26 protein-coding genes are annotated in these 22404 nt (G+C 63.8%); 13 read left to right on the plus strand and 13 right to left on the minus strand.

From position 1 onward, the window contains the following. Positions 1-132: 132 nt before the first annotated feature. Together ACZXDY_RS24770 and ACZXDY_RS24775 are read left to right on the plus strand one after the other, a co-directional pair. A complete protein-coding gene (locus ACZXDY_RS24770) occupies positions 133-1104 on the plus strand; it encodes a Tim44 domain-containing protein (RefSeq protein WP_028163541.1) in 972 nt (323 codons plus the stop codon). Between the two features lie 149 nt (positions 1105-1253). Beyond that, entirely contained in the window at positions 1254-1928 is a 675-nt protein-coding gene (locus ACZXDY_RS24775) for a lectin (protein WP_464347281.1), read from the plus strand. Positions 1929-2212: 284 nt separating this feature from the next. On the opposite strand, the gene ACZXDY_RS24780 is transcribed toward ACZXDY_RS24775, so the two are convergent. Then, the gene (locus ACZXDY_RS24780) at positions 2213-2617 is read right to left on the minus strand and encodes a DUF3606 domain-containing protein (RefSeq protein ID WP_464347282.1); all 405 of its coding nucleotides are present in this window, start codon (positions 2615-2617) and stop codon (positions 2213-2215) included. A 154-nt stretch (positions 2618-2771) separates the two neighbouring features. On the opposite strand from ACZXDY_RS24780, the gene ACZXDY_RS24785 reads away from it, so the two are divergent. Further along, complete coding sequence (locus ACZXDY_RS24785) at positions 2772-3479, plus strand: glutathione S-transferase (protein ID WP_464347283.1); 708 nt, start codon at positions 2772-2774, stop codon at positions 3477-3479. Between the two features lie 114 nt (positions 3480-3593). On the opposite strand, the gene ACZXDY_RS24790 is transcribed toward ACZXDY_RS24785, so the two are convergent. Both ACZXDY_RS24790 and ACZXDY_RS24795 read right to left on the minus strand, forming a co-directional pair. Next, entirely contained in the window at positions 3594-3953 is a 360-nt protein-coding gene (locus ACZXDY_RS24790) for a GFA family protein (protein ID WP_028163537.1), read from the minus strand. 74 nt (positions 3954-4027) lie between these two features. Further along, a complete protein-coding gene (locus ACZXDY_RS24795; protein WP_464347284.1) occupies positions 4028-4507 on the minus strand; it encodes a hypothetical protein in 480 nt (159 codons plus the stop codon). 207 nt (positions 4508-4714) lie between these two features. On the opposite strand from ACZXDY_RS24795, the gene ACZXDY_RS24800 reads away from it, so the two are divergent. Next, a complete protein-coding gene (locus ACZXDY_RS24800) occupies positions 4715-6370 on the plus strand; it encodes a fumarate hydratase (protein ID WP_464347285.1) in 1656 nt (551 codons plus the stop codon). Positions 6371-6508: 138 nt separating this feature from the next. On the opposite strand, the gene ACZXDY_RS24805 is transcribed toward ACZXDY_RS24800, so the two are convergent. The 4 genes from ACZXDY_RS24805 to ACZXDY_RS24820 form a co-directional block, all read right to left on the minus strand. Then, positions 6509-6805, minus strand: a complete 297-nt coding sequence (locus ACZXDY_RS24805; RefSeq protein ID WP_028163534.1) for a hypothetical protein — start codon at positions 6803-6805, stop codon at positions 6509-6511. A 91-nt stretch (positions 6806-6896) separates the two neighbouring features. Further along, complete coding sequence (locus tag ACZXDY_RS24810) at positions 6897-7451, minus strand: inner membrane-spanning protein YciB (protein WP_464347286.1); 555 nt, start codon at positions 7449-7451, stop codon at positions 6897-6899. Between the two features lie 20 nt (positions 7452-7471). Continuing rightward, entirely contained in the window at positions 7472-8050 is a 579-nt protein-coding gene (locus ACZXDY_RS24815; RefSeq protein ID WP_464347287.1) for a hypothetical protein, read from the minus strand. A gap of 243 nt (positions 8051-8293) precedes the next feature. Further along, complete coding sequence (locus tag ACZXDY_RS24820) at positions 8294-9697, minus strand: carotenoid oxygenase family protein (protein WP_464347288.1); 1404 nt, start codon at positions 9695-9697, stop codon at positions 8294-8296. 111 nt (positions 9698-9808) lie between these two features. Here ACZXDY_RS24820 and ACZXDY_RS24825 point away from each other — a divergent pair, with 111 nt between their 5' ends. Further along, a complete protein-coding gene (locus tag ACZXDY_RS24825; RefSeq protein ID WP_464347289.1) occupies positions 9809-10534 on the plus strand; it encodes a TetR/AcrR family transcriptional regulator in 726 nt (241 codons plus the stop codon). Positions 10535-10918: 384 nt separating this feature from the next. Beyond that, positions 10919-11581 carry an SET domain-containing protein gene (locus tag ACZXDY_RS24830; protein WP_464347290.1) on the plus strand — a complete coding sequence of 221 codons (663 nt, stop codon included), beginning with the start codon at positions 10919-10921 and terminating at the stop codon, positions 11579-11581. On the opposite strand, the gene ACZXDY_RS24835 is transcribed toward ACZXDY_RS24830, so the two are convergent. Next, positions 11578-12006, minus strand: a complete 429-nt coding sequence (locus ACZXDY_RS24835) for an RrF2 family transcriptional regulator (protein WP_028163527.1) — start codon at positions 12004-12006, stop codon at positions 11578-11580. The two genes, ACZXDY_RS24830 and ACZXDY_RS24835, sit on opposite strands and share 4 nt — an antisense overlap. An 84-nt stretch (positions 12007-12090) precedes the next feature. Here ACZXDY_RS24835 and ACZXDY_RS24840 point away from each other — a divergent pair, with 84 nt between their 5' ends. After that, a complete protein-coding gene (locus ACZXDY_RS24840) occupies positions 12091-12549 on the plus strand; it encodes a group III truncated hemoglobin (protein ID WP_464347291.1) in 459 nt (152 codons plus the stop codon). Between the two features lie 93 nt (positions 12550-12642). Here ACZXDY_RS24840 and ACZXDY_RS24845 read toward each other — a convergent pair whose 3' ends face one another. After that, positions 12643-12864, minus strand: coding sequence for a hypothetical protein (locus tag ACZXDY_RS24845; protein WP_464347292.1), 222 nt, complete (start codon positions 12862-12864; stop codon positions 12643-12645). A 127-nt stretch (positions 12865-12991) separates the two neighbouring features. Between ACZXDY_RS24845 and ACZXDY_RS24850 the strand changes: the two genes are divergently transcribed. The 3 genes from ACZXDY_RS24850 (at position 12992) to ACZXDY_RS24860 (ending at position 15308) form a co-directional block, all read left to right on the plus strand. Then, positions 12992-13813: a helix-turn-helix domain-containing protein gene (locus tag ACZXDY_RS24850; protein WP_464347293.1), complete on the plus strand. Its 822-nt coding sequence runs from the start codon at positions 12992-12994 to the stop codon at positions 13811-13813. A 60-nt stretch (positions 13814-13873) separates the two neighbouring features. Then, positions 13874-14539, plus strand: a complete 666-nt coding sequence (locus ACZXDY_RS24855; RefSeq protein WP_464347294.1) for a DsbA family oxidoreductase — start codon at positions 13874-13876, stop codon at positions 14537-14539. Positions 14540-14669: 130 nt separating this feature from the next. After that, the gene (locus ACZXDY_RS24860; RefSeq protein ID WP_028163522.1) at positions 14670-15308 is read left to right on the plus strand and encodes an NIPSNAP family protein; all 639 of its coding nucleotides are present in this window, start codon (positions 14670-14672) and stop codon (positions 15306-15308) included. A 120-nt stretch (positions 15309-15428) separates the two neighbouring features. On the opposite strand, the gene ACZXDY_RS24865 is transcribed toward ACZXDY_RS24860, so the two are convergent. The 3 genes from ACZXDY_RS24865 to ACZXDY_RS24875 all read right to left on the minus strand — a co-directional run bounded on the left by ACZXDY_RS24865 (position 15429) and on the right by ACZXDY_RS24875 (position 17724). Further along, positions 15429-16652: a GNAT family N-acetyltransferase gene (locus ACZXDY_RS24865; RefSeq protein ID WP_464347295.1), complete on the minus strand. Its 1224-nt coding sequence runs from the start codon at positions 16650-16652 to the stop codon at positions 15429-15431. Between the two features lie 199 nt (positions 16653-16851). Next, positions 16852-17190: a hypothetical protein gene (locus ACZXDY_RS24870; RefSeq protein WP_028163520.1), complete on the minus strand. Its 339-nt coding sequence runs from the start codon at positions 17188-17190 to the stop codon at positions 16852-16854. A 147-nt stretch (positions 17191-17337) separates the two neighbouring features. Then, positions 17338-17724, minus strand: a complete 387-nt coding sequence (locus ACZXDY_RS24875; protein WP_464347296.1) for a hypothetical protein — start codon at positions 17722-17724, stop codon at positions 17338-17340. A gap of 173 nt (positions 17725-17897) precedes the next feature. Between ACZXDY_RS24875 and ACZXDY_RS24880 the strand changes: the two genes are divergently transcribed. The 3 genes from ACZXDY_RS24880 to ACZXDY_RS24890 all read left to right on the plus strand — a co-directional run bounded on the left by ACZXDY_RS24880 (position 17898) and on the right by ACZXDY_RS24890 (position 21798). Then, positions 17898-18131, plus strand: a complete 234-nt coding sequence (locus tag ACZXDY_RS24880; protein ID WP_464347297.1) for a hypothetical protein — start codon at positions 17898-17900, stop codon at positions 18129-18131. Between the two features lie 132 nt (positions 18132-18263). Then, the gene (locus ACZXDY_RS24885) at positions 18264-19715 is read left to right on the plus strand and encodes a caspase family protein (protein WP_464347298.1); all 1452 of its coding nucleotides are present in this window, start codon (positions 18264-18266) and stop codon (positions 19713-19715) included. A gap of 67 nt (positions 19716-19782) precedes the next feature. After that, positions 19783-21798, plus strand: coding sequence for a pyrroloquinoline quinone-dependent dehydrogenase (locus tag ACZXDY_RS24890; RefSeq protein ID WP_464347299.1), 2016 nt, complete (start codon positions 19783-19785; stop codon positions 21796-21798). 14 nt (positions 21799-21812) lie between these two features. Here the strand turns inward: ACZXDY_RS24890 and ACZXDY_RS24895 are convergent, their stop codons facing one another. After that, positions 21813-22274, minus strand: a complete 462-nt coding sequence (locus ACZXDY_RS24895) for a PaaI family thioesterase (RefSeq protein WP_028163515.1) — start codon at positions 22272-22274, stop codon at positions 21813-21815. Positions 22275-22404 lie beyond the last annotated feature (130 nt).

Consider the following 22404-nt stretch of genomic DNA (forward strand, 5'->3'; position numbering starts at 1 on the left):
GAAAAGACGGGCTTTTGTCACATCCCCGCGACTGAGGGCCGCAGTGGTTGTTCCCGTTTACGGCTTCCCTTTTGGGCGGCCGTGCCCATCTTAGTGCCACTTTCCCCATTTCGGGGATTCAAGGAAACACAGATGAATTTCACGCAACACACGCGCGGAATTGTTCGGGCTATCGCGGTCGCGATCGCGCTGGCGCTGCCCCTCACGGCTATCAGCATCTCGGCGGCCGACGCTCGCGCCGGCGGCGGCTTCGGCTCCGGTTCCCGCGGCTCGCGGAGCTTTTCCGCGCCGCCCAGCACCAACACGGCGCCCGGCGCGACGCAACCGTTCAACCGCACCTATAGCCAGCCTGGCACCGGCATGAACTCGCCGGCCGCGAATTCGGGCGGCCTGTTCAACCGGGGCGGCATGGGCCGCGGCCTGCTCGGCGGCCTCGCCGCGGGCTTCCTCGGCGCCGGCCTGTTCGGCCTCTTGTTCGGTGGTGGCCTACTCTCCGGCCTCGGCGGCCTGACGTCGATCCTCGGCCTGTTGCTGCAGATCGGCCTGATCGTGCTGGTGGTGCGGCTCGCGATGTCGTGGTGGCAGCGCCGCCAGACACCGGCCGCCGCCTATGCCGGCGGACCGACACCTGCACCCGGCGTGGGCCCACAGCCGAATTATCGCTCGGGCATGGGTTTCGGCCTCGGATCGGCCAACGCACCTCTGGAAATCGCGCCGGCCGACTATGAGGCCTTCGAGCGCCTGCTCGGCGAGGTCCAGGCTGCATGGTCAAATGAGGATGTCGGCAAGCTGCACTCGCTCGCGACGCCCGAAATGGTCTCCTACTTCTCCAAGGACCTGGAGGAGAACAAGGCTCGCAACGTCGTCAACAAGGTGACGAATGTGAAACTGCTGCAGGGCGATCTTGCCGAAGCCTGGCGCGAGGGCGAGTCCGATTACGCCACCGTGGCGATGCGGTTCTCGCTGGTCGACCAGACGCTCGACCGCACCACCAGCCGGCCGGTCGCCGGCAGCGAGCAGCCGCAGGAAGTGACGGAGGTCTGGACCTTCGTGCGCCGGCGCGGCAGCGACTGGGAACTCTCGGCGATCCAGCAGGCGAACTGATCGTCCGCTAGATAACGTAACATCGAGGCGCTGCGGTTCATTCCGCAGCGCCTTTTGCTTTGCGCGATTCATTTTCGCGGTCACAGCGTCGGAATAATCAGTGCCGCTACGGGTTGATGTCGGAAGCCAAGAACAATCAGGAGGAGCAAATGAATATCCGTGCCATCATCGTGCCGACATGTTTCGCACTCGCCGCTTTCGCGCTGCAACCGGCGCAGGCGCAGTCGGCCAACGCGAGCTTCTTCCTGACCAGCAACGGCATCGGCAATGGCGGTAATCTCGGTGGGCTTGCGGGTGCCGACAATCATTGCCAGACGCTGGCGCAGGCGGCGGGCTTCGGCGCGCCGAAAACCTGGCACGCCTATCTCTCGACACAGGCGGCCGACGGCCAGCCGGCCATAAACGCGCGCGACCGCATCGGCAAAGGGCCGTGGCAGAATGTGAAGGGCGTGGTGGTGGCCAAGGACGTCGCCGAGCTCCACAGCGCCGGCAACAATCTCACCAAGCAGACCGCGCTTTCCGAAAAAGGCGAGGTCATCAACGGCCGCGGCGACACGCCGAACCGTCACGACGTGCTGACCGGCTCGCAAGCGGACGGCACGGCGTTTGCCGCCGGCGAGGATCGCACCTGCAAGAACTGGACGAGCAGCACGCAAGGCACCGCCATCGTCGGCCATTCCGACCGGATCGGCCTGCGCGACGACGAGCCATCGAAGTCCTGGAACTCGTCGCATCCTTCGCGCGGCCCCGACGGTGGCTGCTCGCAGGCTGACTTGAAGAGCACCGGCGGCGACGGCTTGCTGTACTGCTTCGCCGTGAACTGAAGTCCATGCCGCCAATCTCGGCCGCCTGGAGCATGATCCGATTCCATCCAATCGGATCATGCGCCAGCGCGTGATGTCTCTTGGCTGAATCAGTCTCGCCGCAAGTTCACCTCTTCCCTAGGGAGAGGTCGCGCCGAAGGCGCGGGTGAGGGGGTGCGGCCCCTCGATAGAGCAAATCCACTCACCCGGCGTTACACGCCGACCTCTCCCTACGGGAGAGGTGAAGGGACGCAGCGCCATCGCGGACACGATTCGACCTCATCCCACCATGCTCCAGCAAGCGCTCAGGCGGCCTTCTTGGTGGCTTTTTTCTTCGCGACTTTCTTCTTTGCTTCCTTCTTGGGAGCTGTTTTCTTCTTCGCCACATAGGCCGCGACTTTCTTCGACGAATGGCCTACGGCAGCGACCGCGGCCTTCAACTTGGCCGGTGTGACTTTGAACTTCTTGGACCAGTAGCGCACTTCATAGGGCTCGCTTACCGCAATCCGCGCACGGTCCGCGGCGAGGTGCTTCTGCTCCTTGAAGTAGGCTTCCACCTTCTTGGCGGAATGTCCGACTTTCTTGACGGCGGATTTCAGCTCGGCCGGCGTGACCTTGAACTTTTTTGACCAGTAGGCGACCTCATAAGCTTCGCCCAACGCGATCCGCGCGCGATCACCAGCGCCGCGCTTCTTCTTGCTATCCGCCATCAATATTCTCCTATCCGATCGGGAATCGGATGTTCCAAGATCGGAACAGGCTAACATCGTCGCGCGTTTGCAAACAATTGCGATCACGGGGCAGCAGAGCGCCGGCCACAGAGTGTGGTGTTGTCATGAGCTTGTCACTGGGGAGGCATCGTCCATGCGCTATCAATTGTACTACTGGCCCGACATCCAGGGCCGCGGCGAATATGTGCGACTCGCGCTGGAGGATGCGGGTGCTGATTATGACGATGTGGCGCGTGGCGCAGGCGGCACAAGCGCGATGATGGCGATGATGGAAGCGGGCAAGAGCACACCGCCCTTCGCGCCGCCGTTCCTCAAGGCCGGCAAGCTCGTGATCGGGCAGACTGCGAATATCCTGTTCTTTCTCGGCGCGCGCCATGGCCTGGCGCCGAAGGCCGAAGCGGCACGGCTTTGGGTGCATCAAATGCAGCTCACGATCGCCGATCTCGTGCTGGAAGTTCACGACACCCATCACCCGCTCGGGCCGAGCCTTTATTACGAGGACCAGAAGGCGCCGGCGAAGAAGCGCACCACGGAATTCTGGAAGGAGCGGGTGCCGAAATATCTTGGCTATTTCGAAGATATCGTGGAGGCAAATGGCGGTGCTTACGTCAGCGGCCGCCGCCTGACCTATGTCGATCTGTCGCTGTTCCAGATCGTGGAGGGCCTCCGTTATGCCTTCCCGAAGCACATGCAGGCGTTCGAGGAGAACATTCCCCGCCTGGTTGAATTGCGCGATCGCGTCGCCGAGCGGCCGAACATCAAGTCCTATCTGGCAAGCGAGCGGCGGATTCCGTTCAACGAGCAGGGCATTTTCCGCCGGTACAAGGAACTGGATCTTTGAAGCGTCGCTCTATCCGCTCGTCATGGCCGGGCTTGACCCGGCCATCCACGGTTTCGGTTGCCAAGAACGTGGATGCCCGGGACAAGCCCGGGCATGACGGTGCATGAAACGACATCAACTGTTCTTGCCGTCGAACGGCGTCATCGCGAGCTTCGACAACTCGATGCCGTCGATGCAGCTCACGTTCAGCGCCACCACATCAGTGCCGTCGGGCTTCTTGCCGTAGGCAAACACCTCGGCGCCGCAATCGATGCAGAATTGATGGCGGATGGCGTGCCGGTTGAAGAGATATTCCTTCAAGTTCTCCTCGCCGGCGCGGAGCTGAAAACTCCTCGGCGGCAGGAAGGCGAAATGCAGGCCCTTCTTGGTGCAGATCGAGCAGTTGCAATTGGTCACCATGGCAAGATCGGAGGTGCATTCGAAACGCACCTGTCCGCAATGGCACCCGCCGGTATAGGTTTTGCTGTCAGGCATCGTTCTTCCTCACCGCATCCCGGGGAAAGCATGATAACGCAACGGCTCGGTCCGGTCAGCAGGTCGCGCAAGCGCTATTCGTCCTTGCCGCGGGTGATCGCGATCGATGCCTCGGTCTTGGTGCGCGTGCAGTCCATGTTGAGGCGGCGGAAGCGCATGCTGACCTTGTCGCCGCGCAACAGGCCCATGCGCTTCAGGCAGCGCGTGGCGCCGGTTGTGGTGTCGTCCTTCGGCACGGTGAAGATGATCGCCGCCGCCGAGCTGACCAGTTGATAGAATTCCGGCTTCGGCTTCCGGTCGCCCTTGGCATAGAGCTCGATGGAGTAGCTCTTGCCGCGGCAGCCGAGCGACAATTCCCTGGTCGCGGGATGGGTCAGATAGACGATGTTGGCGGCCTTGAAGTTGACCTTGAGGCCGTCGATCTGGCTGGCGAGCTGCTTGGCGATGTCGTCGCACTGGTCGGCGTGTGCCGGCAATGCGGCGAGGGCGGAGAAAAGCCCCAGCACGGCGGCGAGCGCTGCGCCTCGAAGACGCAATACGAGTGTTCTGGTCACGGATGCCCCCCTGCCGGCATGGAAAACCACACGGGTTCAATGCAGGGTCGAGCGGGTTGCGTCAATATGCAGCGGCCAGGCCTGCGCGAGACCGCAGGTGCCCCGGATCGCTGGCTAGCGTTCCCACGCCTTTCCTTTACGGCAAAAATGCTTAGAACGGCTCTAGATGCCGGGCCGACGTTCCGGCCCCAACCCGAGATCATGCCCATGAACGCTCCCACCGCTTTCCCCGACCAGTCCAAGCCTGTTCCGCCCTACAAGCACACGCCGTTGTTCCCGCTGGGGCAGGACACGACGCCGTACAAGAAGGTCACGGCGGAAGGCGTGCGGGTCGAGAAGGTGCTGGGACGGGACATGCTGGTGGTGTCGCGCGAGGCGCTGCGGGCGCTGTCGGAGGCCGCCTTCGGCGAGATCAACCATTACCTGCGGCCGGGGCACCTCAAGCAGCTTCGCAATATCCTCGACGACAAGGAAGCCAGCGACAACGACAAGTTCGTGGCGTTCGATTTCCTCAAGAACGCCAATATCGCCGCCGGCGGCGTGCTGCCGATGTGCCAGGACACCGGCACCGCGATCATCATGGGCAAGAAGGGGTGCAACGTCATCACCGAGGGCCATGACGAGGCGGCGCTGTCGGAAGGCGCGCGCGACGCCTACTTGCGCCGCAACCTGCGCTATTCGCAGGTGGCGCCGCTGTCGATGTATGAGGAGAAGAACACCGCCAACAACATGCCGGCGCAGTGCGAGATCTACGCCGAGGGCGATGATGCCTATAAGTTCATGTTCATGGCCAAGGGCGGCGGCTCTGCCAACAAGAGCTTCCTGTTCCAGGCGACGCCGTCTGTCTTGACCAAGGATAGGCTGCTGGCATTCCTGAAGGAGAAGATCCTCACGCTCGGCACCGCGGCGTGCCCGCCTTATCACCTCGCCATCGTGATCGGCGGCACCTCGGCCGAGCTCTGCGTGAAGACGGTGAAGCTCGCCTCCGCCCGCTATCTCGACGCGCTGCCGACGCATGGCTCGCCCGACGGCAATGCGTTCCGCGATCTGGAGATGGAGCAGGAAATCCACAAGATGACGCAGTCTCTCGGCGTCGGCGCGCAGTTCGGCGGCAAGTATTTCTGCCACGACGTGCGTGTGATCCGGCTGCCGCGCCATGGCGCCTCATTGCCGATCGGGCTTGGCGTCTCCTGCTCGGCGGACCGCCAGGTGCTCGGCAAGATCACCAAGGACGGCGTCTACCTGGAGGAGCTCGAGCATAACCCCGCGCAGTATCTGCCGCAGGTCGAGCAGTCGCTTGGCGGCGACGTCGTCAAGATCGATCTCAATCAGCCGATGAAGGATATCCTGGCTACGCTCTCAAAGCATCCGATCAAGACGCGCGTATCGATGACCGGCACCATGATCGTCGCACGTGACTCCGCGCACGCCAAATTGCGCGAGCGGCTGGAGAAGGGCGAGCCGCTGCCGGATTACTTCAAGAACCATCCGGTCTATTATGCCGGTCCGGCCAAGACTCCTGATGGCTACGCGTCCGGCGCGTTCGGTCCGACCACGGCCGGGCGCATGGACTCCTTCGTCGACCAGTTCCAGGCCGCCGGCGGCTCGATGGTGATGGTGGCGAAAGGCAACCGCGCGCCGGCGGTGCGCGAAGCCTGCAAGAAGCACGGAGGCTTCTATCTCGGCTCGATCGGTGGCGCCGCGGCGAACCTCGCCGAGCACTGCATCAAGAAGGTCGAGGTGGTCGAATATCCCGAGCTCGGCATGGAAGCGATCTGGCGCATCGAGGTCGTGGATTTTCCGGCCTTCATCATCATCGATGACAAGGGCAACGACTTCTTCAAGGAATTGAACCTGGGCTGAGGTGTCGTTGCGATCTCACGATGTGTCATGGCCGGGCTTGACCCGGCCATCCATCGTTCAAAGGAGATGGATACGCGGGTCAAGCCCGCGTATGACGACTGAGTTTGCAGCAAATGCCGCGCCAATAATGGCGCCGCTTTACGCCCTTGTCCCCGTGAACGGGAAGCTGCCCATCGGGCCGATGCCCATTTCGCCGGCGATGCTGTCGCCCGTCACCTTTCCGGTGAATTCGAGCGTGAGCGGCATCGGGTTGGTGATGGAAACCTTCCAGGCGACATCGTCGCCGTTGGCGGTGCCGTCGAAGATCTCGGCCGAGCTGCCTTCGGCGCCCTGCGTGCCCGTGAGCGTGCCGCCCGAGTTCTTCAGCGACAGTGTCGCCTGACGATCGCCCATCGGCGTGCTCATGGTGAGATTCCAGTTTCCGTCCACCGCCATGCCTGTCTCCCCGAGGTTAAGATGCAACTCGCACGGCGGTATAGCCTATCCAGGCGCGCAAGCCCAACGCTGTATTTTCGCCCTGCGATCATTAAGCGCGGGCCGCCGCGCGCAGCCGGCTCGTCACGATGTTGCGGAAGAGGACGTATTGGATCGCGAAGGCAGCGATCTTCAAGCCGGCGGCGACCAGTGTCACATAGGTTGCCCATAGCTTGATGTCGCCGGTCGCGGCTATTGCGATGGTGCCGGCGCCGATCGCGAACGTCAGTGCCGCCCAGGCATAGCCGGCGAGGGTGACATATTCCGGAATGGTCTGGACCACGATCGGCGGCATGTAGCGCAGCATCCAGCCGCGCTTGAGCATGATCGCGCCGATCGCGAAATGCGCGATCGCCGGCTTTGCCAGCACAAAGCGCGGATCGTGGGTGAGCAGGGTGGCGCTGCCGAGCACGATCACCAGCGCAAGGCTGGCCCAGGTCATGAAGCCGAGCGTCTCGCCCTTGATGCGGGAATGCACCACCTGTGCGATCGCGCCGGCAATCGCGATCCCCGTCGCGAGCAGAACGTTATCGGTGGCGAAATAGACCGCCAGGAACACGATGGTCGAGAAGAAGTCGGAAGCGAGCTTTGCGAAGACGTCCTTCATCGCGATGTCCCCTGCAACACTCAGTTCGCGCTGGGCAGCGCGTTGACCGGATGGGTGCCGTGTTTCGTCATCCGGTAGTGCGGATACCACTTGGTGAAGAAGACGGCACTATTGCGCGCGGCGAACGCAATCAGAAGCCCGCTCCACAGCGGCAGGCTCGGCATGTAGACGATGGCGATGTTGCCGACCATCATCAGCAGCGCGGCGATGGTCCAGGCCCAGGTGATGACGTAGTTGACGCGCAGGAAGCCGGGTTGCTGCACTGTGTTGCCGTCGACCACTTCGCGCGCATATTGCAGCGTGAAGGGGCGGCGGGCCAGGATCGAGCCGAGCGAAACCAGGAAGATGCCGGTGTCGACGGCGAACCTCACCGACGCGGTGCCGAGGTGCTGATCGACGAAGGCGACATAGAGGCCGATCGCAGCGAAGGTGATCACCGAGCCGACGCCGAGGATCTTGATCGAGAGGCCGCGTATCACGTCGAATGCGATGACCGCGAGGCAAATCGCGGCGGCGGCAAACAGGCTGGCAGTCGCCGACGTCACCAGCAGCAGGGTTGCGAAGGCACCATAGGGGGCGAGGATGAGGAAAATCGTCATGGCCGCCTCTCCGTGCTGATCTTGACAATGTAAAGATAAGCTAGAGGTATTGCGAGAAACCGTCAAGCAAAATCTTTACAGTGTCAAAATGAAGGCGATGTCGGATAAATCGGAATGATGTCAGTCGTTTAGGACAGTGTCATTCCGGGGCGCGCGAACCCGGAATCTCGAGCCCACAACCTCCAGATTCCGGGTTCATCGCGTTGCGATGCCCCGGAATGACGGGAGAGCGGGCGTGCGGGCTCAATTCGCGCCAACCCAATTGCCGTGGAAGCCATCGGGTACGCGGTGGCCGAGATGGACCAGTGCGATCGGGCCGGCCTGGACGTCGCGCGCGTTGAACACGGCGAGGTCGCTGCGATTTTCCCGGGCGCGCCAGACCACTGCGAGCAGCCAGCCGTCGCCCTCGGGCGCATCGCTCCCGCGCTCGACGAACACCGGCTCCGAGATGGTGTCGCCGGCGGGCAGCAGATAGTGGCCGCGGCGCTTGCCCGTGCCATCGACATGCACGATGCCGGAGAGCGCGCCGAACATCGGCAGTGCAGGATTGGCGCAGGCGTACCAGCCATGGGCGAAAGCATAGCCGGTATGGCGATCGTCGATGCGCGGGAATTCGCCGGTGAGGTCGTCGAGATAGGTTTGCGTGAAACGGTCGGTATTGCCGGCGAGATCGAAGGTCCAGCGGCAATAGCGCGCGCGGTTCTTCTTCGGGTCCGTCGGCGAGCCGTCCGGATGGTTGAACAGCGGCGCTTCCTCGAACTGCATGACGTCGGCGATGATGCGGCTGCCTTCCTCCCAGGCGTTCACGACGTGGAAGACGTAGCAGCTCTCGGCGCGGAACCAGGTGATGTCCTGCGCGGAGGCGCTCCGCTTCATCACGCCGACATAGGCGCCTTTCTCGGGCTCCCAGGCATATGGCGCTTTCCCCCTCATCGCCCGCTCCATGCTGCCGGTGACCGGCAGGATCGGAAACAGCAGATGGTTCTCCGTGACGATGAAGTCGTGCACCATGCTGGCATAGGGCGATTCAAAACGCGCGAAGCGCGTGACCACACCGGACGAATTGACCGAGCCGAAGGAAAGGGCAGGGGTCAGGGGTCCTGCGGCGTTGTAGCCGAAGAACACGAGCTCGCCGGTCTTCGGGTCGATCTTGGGATGCGCGGTGAAAGGGCCCTGGATGGCGCCGCTATAGTCGCAATAGCCAAGCCGGTTCAGCGAGCCGGGCTCGATCTCGGTCGGCAGATGGCCTTCCTCGAGCGCGAGCAGGCGGCCGGCATGGAAGATGATGTTGGTGTTGGCGACGCCGCCGTCAGCGGTGGTCGACGGCGGCGCATCCGACAGCTTGCGGCCGAAGCCGCCGAACAATGCGCGGCCGGCATCATGCTCGGCCTGCCATTTCGGCGTGCGGACCCAGCGATTGCGATAGCTGGCACGGCCGTTCTCGAGATGGAATGCGTGCAGCATGCCGTCGCCGACGAACCAATGCGCGCCGGGGGACTCGAATTGCGGATTGGGCCCGTTGCGATAGAGCGTGCCGTTGAGTTCGCGCGGCAGCTCGCCCGATATCCTGAGGAATGGCGCGTCCGCCTCAAAGGGGATCGGCGCCAGGTTGGTCCGCGGTGTCTCAGTGATCGCCTGATCAAGCATCGTCACTCCCTCCATGTTATCTTTACGTTGTAAAGATATGGATACAGGTGGCGCTGCCGACCGTCAAGCAAAATCTTTACAGTGTCAAAATTGCCGCCTATAAGGATTCGCATGACGAGATTGTCGAGAGAAAACAAGGCGAAGGCGTCGCCGGCGAGAACGCGGAAAACGGCGAAACAAGCGGCCGCGAGGCCGGCGCGCCGGCAGCGCCGGTCGGGCGAGGCGCCCTATCATCATGGCGCGCTGCACGAGGCGCTGTTGACGGCGGCCGAGCGCGTGCTCGAGCGCGACGGGCTGGCCGGGCTGACGTTACGGGCGGTGGCGCGCGAGGCCGGGGTTTCGCACGCCGCGCCGACGCATCATTTCGGCGACCTGACCGGCCTGCTCAGCGAGCTCGCCGCCATCGGCTTCCGCCAGTTCAACGATGCGATGCGCACCGCCGTCGCAGGCGGCGCCACCATTGCGGAGAAGGGGCTGGCGCGCGCAAAGGCCTATATCGCCTATGCGCAGGCGCATCCGGGCATGTACGGCCTGATGTTCCGCACCGAGCGGCTCGACATGTCGAGACCCTCGCTGCACGAGGCCGCAAGCGCCGCCTTCGGCGGCCTTGCCGGTGCGGTCGGCGAAAGCCGCCACGAGCATATCGAAGAGCAGAAGCTGTCGCTCGACCAGGCTGCTGCGATCGTGCGTGCCTGGTCGCTGGTGCACGGCTTCACCACGCTGCTGCTTGACGGCCGCCTGTCCGACGTCCTGAAGCGGCTGCCCGAGGGCACATCGGCCGAGACACTGCTGGATGCGATGCTGCACAGTTCGGCCTTCCGTCCACCGGCCAACTAAAATGGTTGAGATTGGTTGGTTTACCCACCGCGCGGCAGTCTTTTGGCGCCGTCGACGTGTAGTTGCTGCTGAATGTTTGGGTGTTTGAATGGGCAAGACTGCCGGCCAGCAGGATGGCGAATACGCATGCATTATGACAAGCTTCATCATGCAAGCCTTCATAGCGGAACCGCGATGACATGGTGATCTCATCTCCTTGTTTGAGCGTGATCTTTTCGGAGAGCCGCTTCCCACTTGACCGGATCATGCTTTATTCGGACGCGTTCATTGTGGGCAAGCTTCAACGGCAAGCGCGAAACACCTGACAGCGGCGCTGAATTGTCCTAGAAGAGCGGCTCCGCACAGCCGTCGCTCGTGCGAAGCGTCCGTTCATTCAACATTACCATGCCCTCGATATCGCCCAATAAACCCTATCGCGTCGGCCGTTCCCGCACCGGACTCGGCCTTTTCGCCACCAAGCCGATCAAGAAGGGTAGCAGGATCATCCGCTATTTCGGGCCGCTCCTGGATTCCAAGAAGAAGGAAGAGGACGAGATCGAGAACAAATATCTGTTCGAGCTCACCAACCGGTGGACCATCGACGGCTCGATCCGCGAAAACGTCGCCCGCTATATCAATCATTCCTGCAAGCCGAATTCGGAATCCGACGTCAAGCCGCGCAAGCGCAAGATCTATATCCGCGCCATCAAGAACATCGAGCCCGGCGAGGAGATCAACTACGACTACGGCACCGATTATTTCAAAGCCTATCTGAAGCCGATCGGCTGCAAGTGCGATTCCTGCGAGAAGAAACGCAAGAAGAAGCGCGCCGAGGCGCGGGCGGAACGGCTCAGGCTAAAGGAGAAAGCCGAGCGCAAGGCGAAGCGGAAGGCCGAGAAGGTCGCCAAGGAAAAGGCCAAAGCTCAAGACAAAGCCAAAGAAAAGGCGAAAAAGAAGAACGGCAAGGTCAACGGCAAGTATCTGAACGGCTCGGGCCGCCCCAAGCCTGCCGGCAAGAAGGTAGTCGCCGGAAAGCGCAAGAGCTCAGCGACGGCGCTACACGCCTAGATTGGCTTGACCGCCTTTGGCCGCGCCGGATAGGCGCATTCGGCGAGCGTCGTTGCATCGAGCTCGCGCAAGAAGGCTTCGCGCGCCGCGGCCAGTCTTCCCTTCAGGCGGCAGCGCGGCGTCAGCACGCAGGCGCCGCCATCCTCACGAAAACATTCGACCAGCGCCTGGTCGTTCTCCAGCGCGCGCACGACCTCGCCGAGCGTGATCGCCTGCGGCGGCCGCGCCAGCGCAAAACCGCCGCGGGCCCCGCGCTGGGTGGTGATGAAGCCGCTATCCGCAAGGTTCCGCACGATCTTTGCCAGGTGATTGCGCGAAATGCCGAATTCGGCCGCGATCTCGGTGGTCGCAAACGAGCGCGTCGGCTCGCCCGCAAGCCGCATCAGGGCGCGCAGGGCGAAATCGGTGAACAGAGTGAGGCGCATGGGAGCCCCGCAAAAATCCGGTTTTGCGAACCAGCCATACTGCCCTAAATGGGTATTTAGAATACCTATTTGAGGAGAGCCGGCATGACAGGGGCAGAGCGGCGCGAGCAGATCACGGCCGACATCGTCGTCAAGACCGGCATCACCGAGGCCATGATCGAGCACCTCGTGCACGGCTTCTACGCCAAGGTCCGCGCCGATGCGGTGCTTGGGCCGGTGTTCGAAGCACGCATCCGGGATTGGGGGCCGCATCTGTCGCAAATGTGCGCGTTCTGGTCGTCGGTCGCGCTGATGACCGGCCGCTATCACGGCACGCCGATGGCAAAACACCTGCCGCTGCCGGTCGACGCCGGTCATTTCGACCGCTGGCTCGAATTGTTCGAACAGACCGCGCAGGAGCTTTGTCCGCCGGAGGCGGCCGCGCATTTCATCGAACGCGCGGAGCGGATCGCTGCCAGCCTCGAGTTCGGTATCGCCGGCGCGCAGGGCGTGATGCTCGGCAAGGGCGAGCGGTTTCGGCGCGGCGAAGACGCTAGCGCCTGAGCTCTAACGCCAGAAAGAGCGGCCGCTGTGAACGCTTAGGGCGGCCGTCCTTTTTGGAGCCGGTTGGTGAAAGCTTGCAGCCTGGTTGATGGTTCAGCGGAACAGCCGGCGGAGCTGACGCATGAGGCGCAATGGACAGAGCCGCTTCGCCGCCCTGGTCTCGGCGGCCTGCACCTGCGCCACGACGTAGACGCCGGTCGAGTAGACCAGCGGTTCCGGTAGCTGCAGCGAACGCGCGATCAGCGATGTCGCCAGATTGAGCAGCCACGTGGCGATGTCGGCGGCGGACGGGAAGGGGCTCGGGTCGGGTCTCATGGTCATCTCCTCGTGCCCTTCGAAGATGATCCGGTCCGCGCGCCTTTTCGATTACCTCGCAAGTAGGAGCTTTCGATTACCTCGGACGTAATGGAATGGCCGAAGGCCGCGTGGTAGTTTTCATTCCATGAACGCACATGCAGCCACGGCGCGGGCCGAACCAACCAGGCCGATCCATGTCGGCGAGCACTTGCGCGAATGGCGGCAGCGCCGCCATCTGAGCCAGCTCGATCTCGCCATCGAGGCGGATATTTCGGCGCGCCATTTGAGTTTCGTGGAAACGGGCCGCGCCGCGCCGTCGCGCGAAATGGTGCTGAAGCTGGCCGAACGGCTGGAGGTGCCCTTGCGTGAACGCAACGTGCTCTTGGTCGCCGCCGGTTTCGCGCCGGCCTTCCCGCAGCGCTCGCTCGACGATCCCGCGCTGAAATCCGCGCGGCAGGCGATCGATCTGGTGTTGAAGGCGCATGAGCCGAACCCGGCGCTGGCCTATGACCGCCACTGGAATCTGGTCACCGCCAACCGCATGGTGGCCCCGCTGCTCGAGGGCATTCCGCAGCGGCTACTGGGCCAGCCCTTCAACATCCTCAAGCTTGCCTTTCATCCCGAAGGGCTGGCGGCACGCACGGTCAATCTCGCCGAATGGACCGGACACCTCCTGGAGCGATTGCACCGGCAATGCGAGGCAACGGCCGATCCGGAATTGCTGAGGCTTTATCAGGACCTGAAGAGCTATCCGATCCCGGCACGCTCAGGGCCGCTGCCGCCGGACAATGTCGCGATCCCGCTCAAGCTGCGCCACGATGGCGGGGTGTTGAGCTTCTTCTCCACCACCATGGTATTCGGCACGCCGGTCGATATCACGCTGTCGGAACTGGCATTGGAAACCTTCTTTCCCGCCGACGATCTGACCGCCGAGCGGCTGAAGCAGATGGCTGACGCCATGAAATAGCGGGTTGTCGGGGTTCCCTTCGCGGCTTATCTCTGCGTCTTTCCAGCGGAGGAACGCCCGATGAGCACCCTGAAGCCGCTTCGCCTCGACATCGTTTCCGACGTCGTCTGCCCCTGGTGCTATATCGGCAAGCGGCGGATCGAGAATGCACTCAAGCTGGTGCCGGATGTGCCGGTTGAAGTGCGCTGGCGCCCGTTCTTCCTCAACGCCTGGGTGCCGCGCGAGGGCATCAGCCGCGACGAATATCTCACCGCGAAGTTCGGCTCGGTCGAGGCCTACAAGGGCATCGCCGGGCGCGTTGTCGCCGCCGCGGGCGAGGAGGGGCTGACCTATCACCCGGATCTCGTCAAGCGCCAGCCCAACACCATCGATTGCCATCGGCTGATCCATTGGGCGGAGGCCAAGGGCAAGGCCGCCGAAATGAAGCAGCGGCTGATGGAGCTTTACTTCCGCGACGGGGGCTACCTCACCGACATCGACGTGCTGGTGCAGGCAGCGGCGGATGTCGGGCTCGATGCCGATGACGTGCGCAGGCGCCTCGCAACCGATGAAGATGTCGCGTTGATCTCGTCGCAGGCACAGGAGGCGTCCGACAAGGGCATCTCCGGCGTGCCGACCTTCGTGTTCGCACAGAAATACGCGGTTTCCGGCGCGCAGCCGGCCGAGCAACTCGCCCGCGCCATCCGCCAGGTATCGGCCGAGATCAACGCCGAGGCGGCGGAGTAGCGCCCGTAGCCCGGGTGGAGCGTGGCGCAACCCGGGACACCTGCATCAGCGTCTTCGAGAGTCCCGGGTTACGCTGCGCTTGACCCGGGCTACGAACCAAAAAACGTCAAAAGAAAATTGGGAGAACGTCATGCTCTATGAGCTGCGGACCTACACGGTGAAGCCCGGCACCCTCGGCGAGGTGGTGAAAGCAGCGAGCACCGTGTCGCGCGACATCCGCAAGGATGACTACGGCAAGCTCGAAGGCTATTGGACGACCGAGATCGGTCCACTCAATCAGGTCATGCACCTGTGGAGCTATAAGGATTTTGACGAGCGGAGCAGGCTGCGCGGCGAGCTCGCCAAAAATCCGCGTTGGACCGGCGAGTATGTTCCGCTGATCCGCCCGCTGCTGCAGCGTCAGGATATCCGCCTGCTCAACGCGGTGAAGCCACCGGTTGCTCCGGCATCGACGGGCAACATCTATGAATTCCGCAACTATCGCGCCAAGCCGGGCGGCGCGATCAAACTATGGCTCGAAGCGCTTATGGAGGCGCTCCCGGCGCGCGAAAAATATTCCAAGATCGTCGGCCTCTGGCAGACCGAGGCAGGCCAGCCGAACGAAGTCTGCCACATCTGGGCTTATCCCAGTCTCAATGCGCGTGTTGAAGCCCGCGCAAACGCCTTGAAAGATCCGGCATGGCAGGAATTTCTCCGCAAAGGCGGCCCGCTGCTCGACGAGATGCACTCGACCATCATGCTGCCCGCGCCACACTCGCCTTTGCAATGAGTTGCGGGACGAACGAATGCCGTGACCCGTAGCCCGGGTGGAGCGCAGCGCAACCGGGACGGCTGCTTCACGAGGGCGAGCGGCCCCGGGTTACGCTGCGCTTCACCCGGGCTACGATTGCTAATGGGACTTGCCGCGATTTCTGATGAACCGAACACCGCTACGTGCGGCTTCCTCCGCAAAACGGTGCACAGCCAGGGCGGTATGGATCATCGGCACGAGCGGATCGTGTCGCCGCAGCGGGATCAGGACGTCGCCGATGGCAAGGCGCCCGCGCCAGATCGGGTTGATCATGGGATGGTCGGGCGCCGCGGTTGAATCCGCCGAGCGGATCGCCGGATCACCACAGAGATGGCGGGTGAGCTCGAGCGTCAACTGCACGCCCGGCGAATATTTGGCAAAGCGCTCATCGACGCCGAGCTTGAAATAGAACGCGCGGTCCTGGTGCCGCAGCACGATCGCGGCTGCGACCGCGGTGTCGCCGGCGCGGAGCGTTACGATCTCGCATTGGCCGGTTTCGGCAAGCGCCGCGGTGGCGCGACGGATGAAGGTGGCGTCGCCATCATGCTGGACGAGCGCGGTGCCGCGCTTGCCTTTCCAGCCGCTGGCTTCGAGGATGAGGAAGGTTTCGAGCGCGGCTGCGACGTCATCGGGCGAGCGCGTCACCTCGAAATGCACCGCGCCGTGTTCGTCGAGACGATGACGCAGCCGGCGCAGCTCCTTCAGCTTCTTGGTTCCGAGTGCTTCGAGCAGCAGTTCGTCCGCATTGCGCGTCGCGTCGAGGCAGGCGCGAAGGCATGACTGCATCAGGCGCGGACGCATGCCGTTCAGCCGCAGCACTTCGGTGAAGGCCCGCATCGCTTTGCCGTCCAGCGACATGTCACGCAGGATCAGCGCATGCGCACCGGCCTTGCGCGCTTCCTGCATCAGCCGCTCCGCTGCTGCCTCAGTGACGTCGCCATCGAGCGGCGGCGTGCACAGCGTGCCATAGGGCTGTGCGCTCACCAGCGCGGGCAGGGGGATTTTATAAGCGCGCCACAGCGAGACGACCGGCAACAGCCCGATCATCCGCGCCGGTCCGTCATAGGCGAGCGGAGCATCGCTGAAGGCGCTGAGCGCGAGCGCGCCTGTGCGGCCGCGAGCGGAGGCGCTCACCGCCAAGACCCAACCCGGCAGGTAGTAGGCATTCGGCTCGACCACGTGCTCGGCGAGCGCGCGCCATTGGCTCATGGGAATATCGGCAAGCGGCGCGAGCGCGGGACTGCCGCTCGCCGGCGCATGCGCCAGCGTGGCGTCGTCGGTCGATGCGCGATCAATAACCGCTTTGTCGGCGATCTCGGCCACTTTCCCCGCTTCCCCGTGCGTGAGCGATGGAGGGACTGTCAACGTCGCCCCTCGTGATCGCGCTTACCGGAAAGCTAGCGGAAGAAATGCAAAATACGGTTGGTTCGGCGCTGCAATTTAAGCGGTGATGTTAACGGATCGTTCACCAAAAAGGGGCCGCCGAAATGCGTTCGGCGGCCCCTTTTGTCTTGTTCAGTGCTTACCAGCGATCGTCACCGACGCCGATACCCACGGTCCCGCCGGGCGTACGAATGCCGACACCCGCGCGCGGGCCGCCATCGTAGTAATCGCGGTCGCGATATTCGCGGCGTTCGATGTAACGCTCGCGCGGCATGTAGTTATAGGAATCGCGGACGATCACGCGCCTGCCGCCGCGGGTGCGATAGCAGTTCCCGTCATCGTCACACACCATGCGCACATGCTGCACGAGTTCAGGGTTGCTGTACTCCGTGGTGCTATAGATGTCGGTGGCCTTGGCAGCGCTGCCGACAGACAACGCGCCGACGCCGGCCAGCAAAGCGATTGCAAATGTCTTCATAGTTCCGCCTCCGCATAAGATACTGCCCTCTCGGCTGACAAAGCTGCGCGGAGGGTTTCGTTCCGAAGGAACTGGCTTGGCGCGATCGGTTCCGTTGCGCGCGCGCTTGTACCGAGGTGGAACAATTCAGTCGTCGGCGAACAGAAATCAGATCGGCTCGTAATTCTCCGTCGCGCAAGTATCGTCGCTGTCGATCCGGCGGCGGTCGGCGATGGCGCCTTCATTGATGAAGACGCGATAGGTCTGCGTGCCCAAGGGCTGGCCCATCACCGATGTCAGTTCAGCGCGCACGCAGGCGGTCCATCCCAGTCCGCGCGGATCATGCAGCGGCTGCGAGACACGAACATTGGCGGGACGCGACGTCGATACGAACACCGAGTCCAGTTTTTCGCTGACCAGCCGCTTGATATCGGGCGGCGCTTCAAGCGGCGGCGGCTCGGCCTCCCTGGAGCGCAAGAACGCCGGCATTGGCAGCGGCGAGCGGCTATCCACGAAGCCGCAACCGGCCAGCGTAGCCGCCAAACCTAACAGCAATGTAATGCGAGCGTTGTCCCACCCCATTCGAGGTACTTACCCTGCGCGAATAAACTTGGCTGCCCCCGAACGGCGCGCTATCGATCAACTATTGCTGAATTGGTCCGGGGCACGCCATGCTGCTGTTTTCCAGTATGAAGATACCGGGGCGGAGTGGCAGGGAGAGAGTAACAATGCGCAAGTTAACGGTCGCCGCGGCGGTATTGGCGCTGATGGCGATGCCAGCCCATGCCCAGATGGTTGGCAAGCGGCATCGCGGCGACGCGGCCGGAAGCAAGCAGGACAGCAAGCCGAAGGTCGACGAGAAGGCTTACAAGGCCGCGCTCGAACGCATCCCCGAGCCCAAGGAGAAATACGATCCCTGGGGCGTGGCGCGGCCGACGGAGCCTGCGAAGAAATCGAAGTGATCTGACGGCAATCCATCGTCGAATAACGCGGCAATGTCGATGGGGGCGTGCGACACGTGAGCCGGCGCATGAACCTTGCCGTCAAACCTCACGACCAATCCGGCAAGCCATCGCATTGCCGGAGATCGTTCGATGTCGCGCCGCTCGCTCGCCAGACTGCTTGTTTCCGCTGCCGTGCTGCTCGGCGCCTGTCCCGCTTTGGCCGAGAACCGGCTGGCGCTGGTGATCCGACAATCCGCCTACAAATCAGTGCCGGTGCTGCCCAACCCGGCCAATGACGCCAAGGCGATGACGCAACTTCTCACCGATTCGGGCTTCCAGGTGCTATCGGCGTCCGACCTCTCGCAGAATGAATTGCGGGCCAAGGTCAGCGAATTCGCCGGCGAGGTCGCGGCGAAGGGCGCCGACACGGTGGCGCTGGTGTTCTACGCCGGACACGGCCTGCAGGTCGATGGAGAGAATTTCCTCGTTCCGACCGACGTCGATCCGAAGCGCGAGGCCGACATTCCGATCCAGGCGGTGCGCCTCAATGATGTCCTGAACACGCTGAATTCGGTGCCGAGCAAGATGCGCATCCTTCTGCTCGATGCGTGCCGCAACAATCCATTCCCGCAGCTCAAGAGCGCCGGCCAGGGACTTGCGATTGTCGACGCCAAGACCGGCGCGCCCGGCACCTTCCTGTCGTTCTCGACCTCGCCCGGTGCGGAAGCCGAAGATGGCGACGGCAGCAACAGTCCCTACACGACGGCGCTGCTCGCGGCAGCGAAAGAGCCGGCGCCGATCGAGGAAACCCTCAAGCGCGTTCGTGTCGCTGTGAACAAGGCGACGGATGGCCGTCAGACGCCGTGGGACAGCTCGTCGTTGACCGAGGATTTCCGCTTCGTAGCTGATACCGCCGGCACCAACGCTGCCGCGCCAAAACTCGCATCGGCCAAGCGCACGGTCGAGCAATGGAAGCGCGAATTGCAAGGCAAGCCGGTCGACACGGCCAATGAGATCATCGTCGCCGACGGCACCGATGAAGCCTATGAAGCCTTTGCTGCGCTCTACGCCTCGACGCCGCGCGGGCTGCAGGCACGTGATTGGCTCGATCGCCATCGCCGCATGGTGGCCTGGAACAACGCCGTCCTGATCAACACCGCGGCCGGTTATCGCGCGTTCCTCGCGCAATATCCGGACAGCGATCTCACCGCGACCGCGCGCAAATTGGAGGAGCGGCAGCGCAACCGCCCGAACGCGGCGCTGGCCCTCGCAGCGCCCGTCAGCGTGCCCGCGACCAACGCCGCGCTGACCTGCAACGCGCCGTCGCAACCGGCGCCGATCAAGAGGGTTGATACGCCGGCCAGGAAGCGCGCCGAGCCGGCGCCGTCCAAGCGTGCCAGCACGCCGCCGCGCCGCTACGTCAAGGAGGAGGACGTCGTGGTCGTGCGCCGTCCGCCGCCGCGCGTCGTCTACGAACCCGGACCGCCGGTCTCGATCGGAATCGGGATCGGCGTCGGCGGCGGCTATGGCCGACCCGGCGGCCATGGTGGCTATGGCGGACGCGGTGGCGATGGCTGGAGCGGTCGCAGGAGTGGATACTGAGCAGGTAATGGCGTAAATCATCCGGGGAAGATGCAGCAGTCCATGACCGCATCTTCAGCGGGACGCCATGCGCCATCTCGTCCGCCTGCTTGCCGTGTTGTGTGTCGCGACGCCGGCCCTTGCATGGGAGCATTGGGGTGGCGATCGCGGCGGATCGCGCTTCTCGCCGCTCAAAGAGATCACGCCTGACAATGTCGCCAACCTGATCCGCGCCTGGGAATTCCGGACCGGCGATCTCGACCGCCGCGCGCCAGAGGTGATGCGGCGGACGAAATTCCAGGCGACGCCGCTGTTCGTCGAAGACAGCCTGGTGTTCTGCTCGCCGTTCAATGAGGTGATCGCGCTCGATCCCGGGACCGGCGCGCAGAAGTGGCGCTACGATCCCGGTATCAGCACCCACCAGCGTCCTGCCAACCGCTATGTCTGCCGCGGCGTCGCCTATTGGGTCGACGACAATGCGCCTGCGGGGGCCGTTTGCCGATCGCGGATATTCATGGGTACCAACGATGCCCGTCTGATCGCACTCGATGCCAAGAGCGGGATTCGTTGCACCGGTTTCGGCAATGCCGGCGAGGTCAGGCTCGATATCGGCATGACGCTGGAATGGCCGGGCGAATTTCAGGTGACCTCGCCGCCGGTGGTTGGCCGCGGCGTGATCGTGGTCGGCTCTGCGATCGGCGACAACCGCCGCGTCGACGCACCGCGCGGCGCGGTGCGCGCCTTTGATGCGCGCAGCGGGGCGCCGCGCTGGAATTTCGATCCGCTGCGGCATGACGGCATCGAGGCGGGCCACGCCAATGTCTGGGCGCCGATGTCGGTGGATGAAGCGCGCGGCCTGCTGTTCCTGCCGACGACGTCGCCGAGCCCGGATTTCTGGGGCGGCAAGCGTTCGGGCAACAACGAGCATGCCAACTCGGTCGTCGCGCTGCGGATCGAGACGGGTGAACTGGTGTGGTCGTTCCAGACCGTGCATCACGATCTATGGGACTACGACCTGCCGGCGCAGCCGACGCTGGCGCGGATCGATGTCAGCGAAGCGATGCGCGATGTCGTGATCCAGCCGACCAAGCAGGGCTTCCTCTTCGTGCTCGACCGTAACAGCGGCAGGCCGGTGTGGCCGGTCGAGGAGCGCGCGGTGCCGCAAGGCGCGGCGGAGGGCGAGAGGCCTTCGCCGACGCAGCCATTCCCGACCCATGTGCCGACGCTGGTGCCACAGAAGATCTCGGTCGACGACGCGTTCGATCCGTTTCCGCTGCTCGGCCGCTCCACCTGCAAGGAGCAATTTGCAAGCGCGCGCAGCGAGGGCCTGTACACGCCGCCATCGACGCAAGGCACGCTGTTGTTTCCATTCACCGGCGGTGGCGTGAACTGGGGCGGCGTCGCGTTCGATCCGGTCCATCAGATCCTCTACGCCAATGTCAGCCGTGCCGTGCATCTGGTGAAGCTGATCCCGCGCGAGCAGGCGATTGGCCTCAATCCGCCGCCCGGCCATGATTTCGGCCGGCAGGAGGGCGCGCCTTTCGCGATGTCGCGCGCAGTGGTGATGTCGCCGCTCGGATTGCTGTGCAACAAGCCACCCTGGGGCGAGATGGTCGCGGTTGACCTCAGGGCCGGCAAGATTCTCTGGCGTTCGACGGTCGGCACGACGGAGGATCGCGCGCCGCTCGGCATTGCACGCCCCTGGGGCATGCCGCTGGTGAATGGCGTCGTGGTCACCGCGGGTGGGCTCGTCTTCACCGGCGCGATGGATGCTTATCTGCGCGCGTTCGATGCCAAAACCGGCCGGGAGTTGTGGCAGGGCCGGCTGCCGGTGCCCGGCGTTGCCAATCCCATGACCTATCTGTGGAGGGGCGAGCAATATGTCGTGATCAGCGCCGGCGGCCATTCGGAAGCGGGCACCACGATCGGCGACAGCGTCGTGGCTTTCCGTTTGCCGCGGCAGGGCGAAGCGCCATCGCTGTGGTCGCGCACGATCGACCGGCCGGGCGGACGCTTCCTTGGCGGTGCGATTTCGGCGGGGCTTGTTGTTGCGATCATGGCGGCTGGGGCGTGGCGCTGGCGTCGCCGGAGCGATGCTCGCTAAGCAATGCTGTGCGGTCACAGCATTGCAAACGCGCTCGACACCATCGCCACCGGCTTGTTGTCGGTGGCGGAGAGCAGTGTGACGCGGCCGAAACTCATGGTGCGGCCGAGGCGGACGACGCGGGCGTCCGCCAGCACGTCGGCGGCACTGACCGCGCGCATGAAATGCGTGGTCTGGTCGACGGTGGTCATCGGCCGATAGCTGCGGTTGGCGGCGAGGTTGGCAATCACCATCGAGGTATCCGCGAACGCCATCAGTGCCTGACCGCAGACGACGCCGCCGTTGCGGCACAGCCGTTCGGAGAACGGCATGCGCAAGAGCGCGCCAGGCTGCCAATCGGCGCCGGCCTCCTGCGGCGGCGCAGCATCAAAGCCCTCGATCGAGAGATTGAGATCGAGCACCCAGGGGGCGAAGACCTCGGCCAGCACCCGCCGCGCATCATCAATGCCGAATTCCGTGACCTCTTCCTGCTGCATGGGGTGCTCGTTCCTCTCCCTGGATGATGACGGTATTCTAGAGGGCATTTCGGGCAAGGGAACAGCAGGGCGGCCGGCTTGAAATTGCCAGACTTTTGGCGCCGGATCACGCCCGAGGCCCTGCTTTGCG

The sequence above is a fragment of the Bradyrhizobium sp. LeoB3 genome (assembly GCF_055456055.1).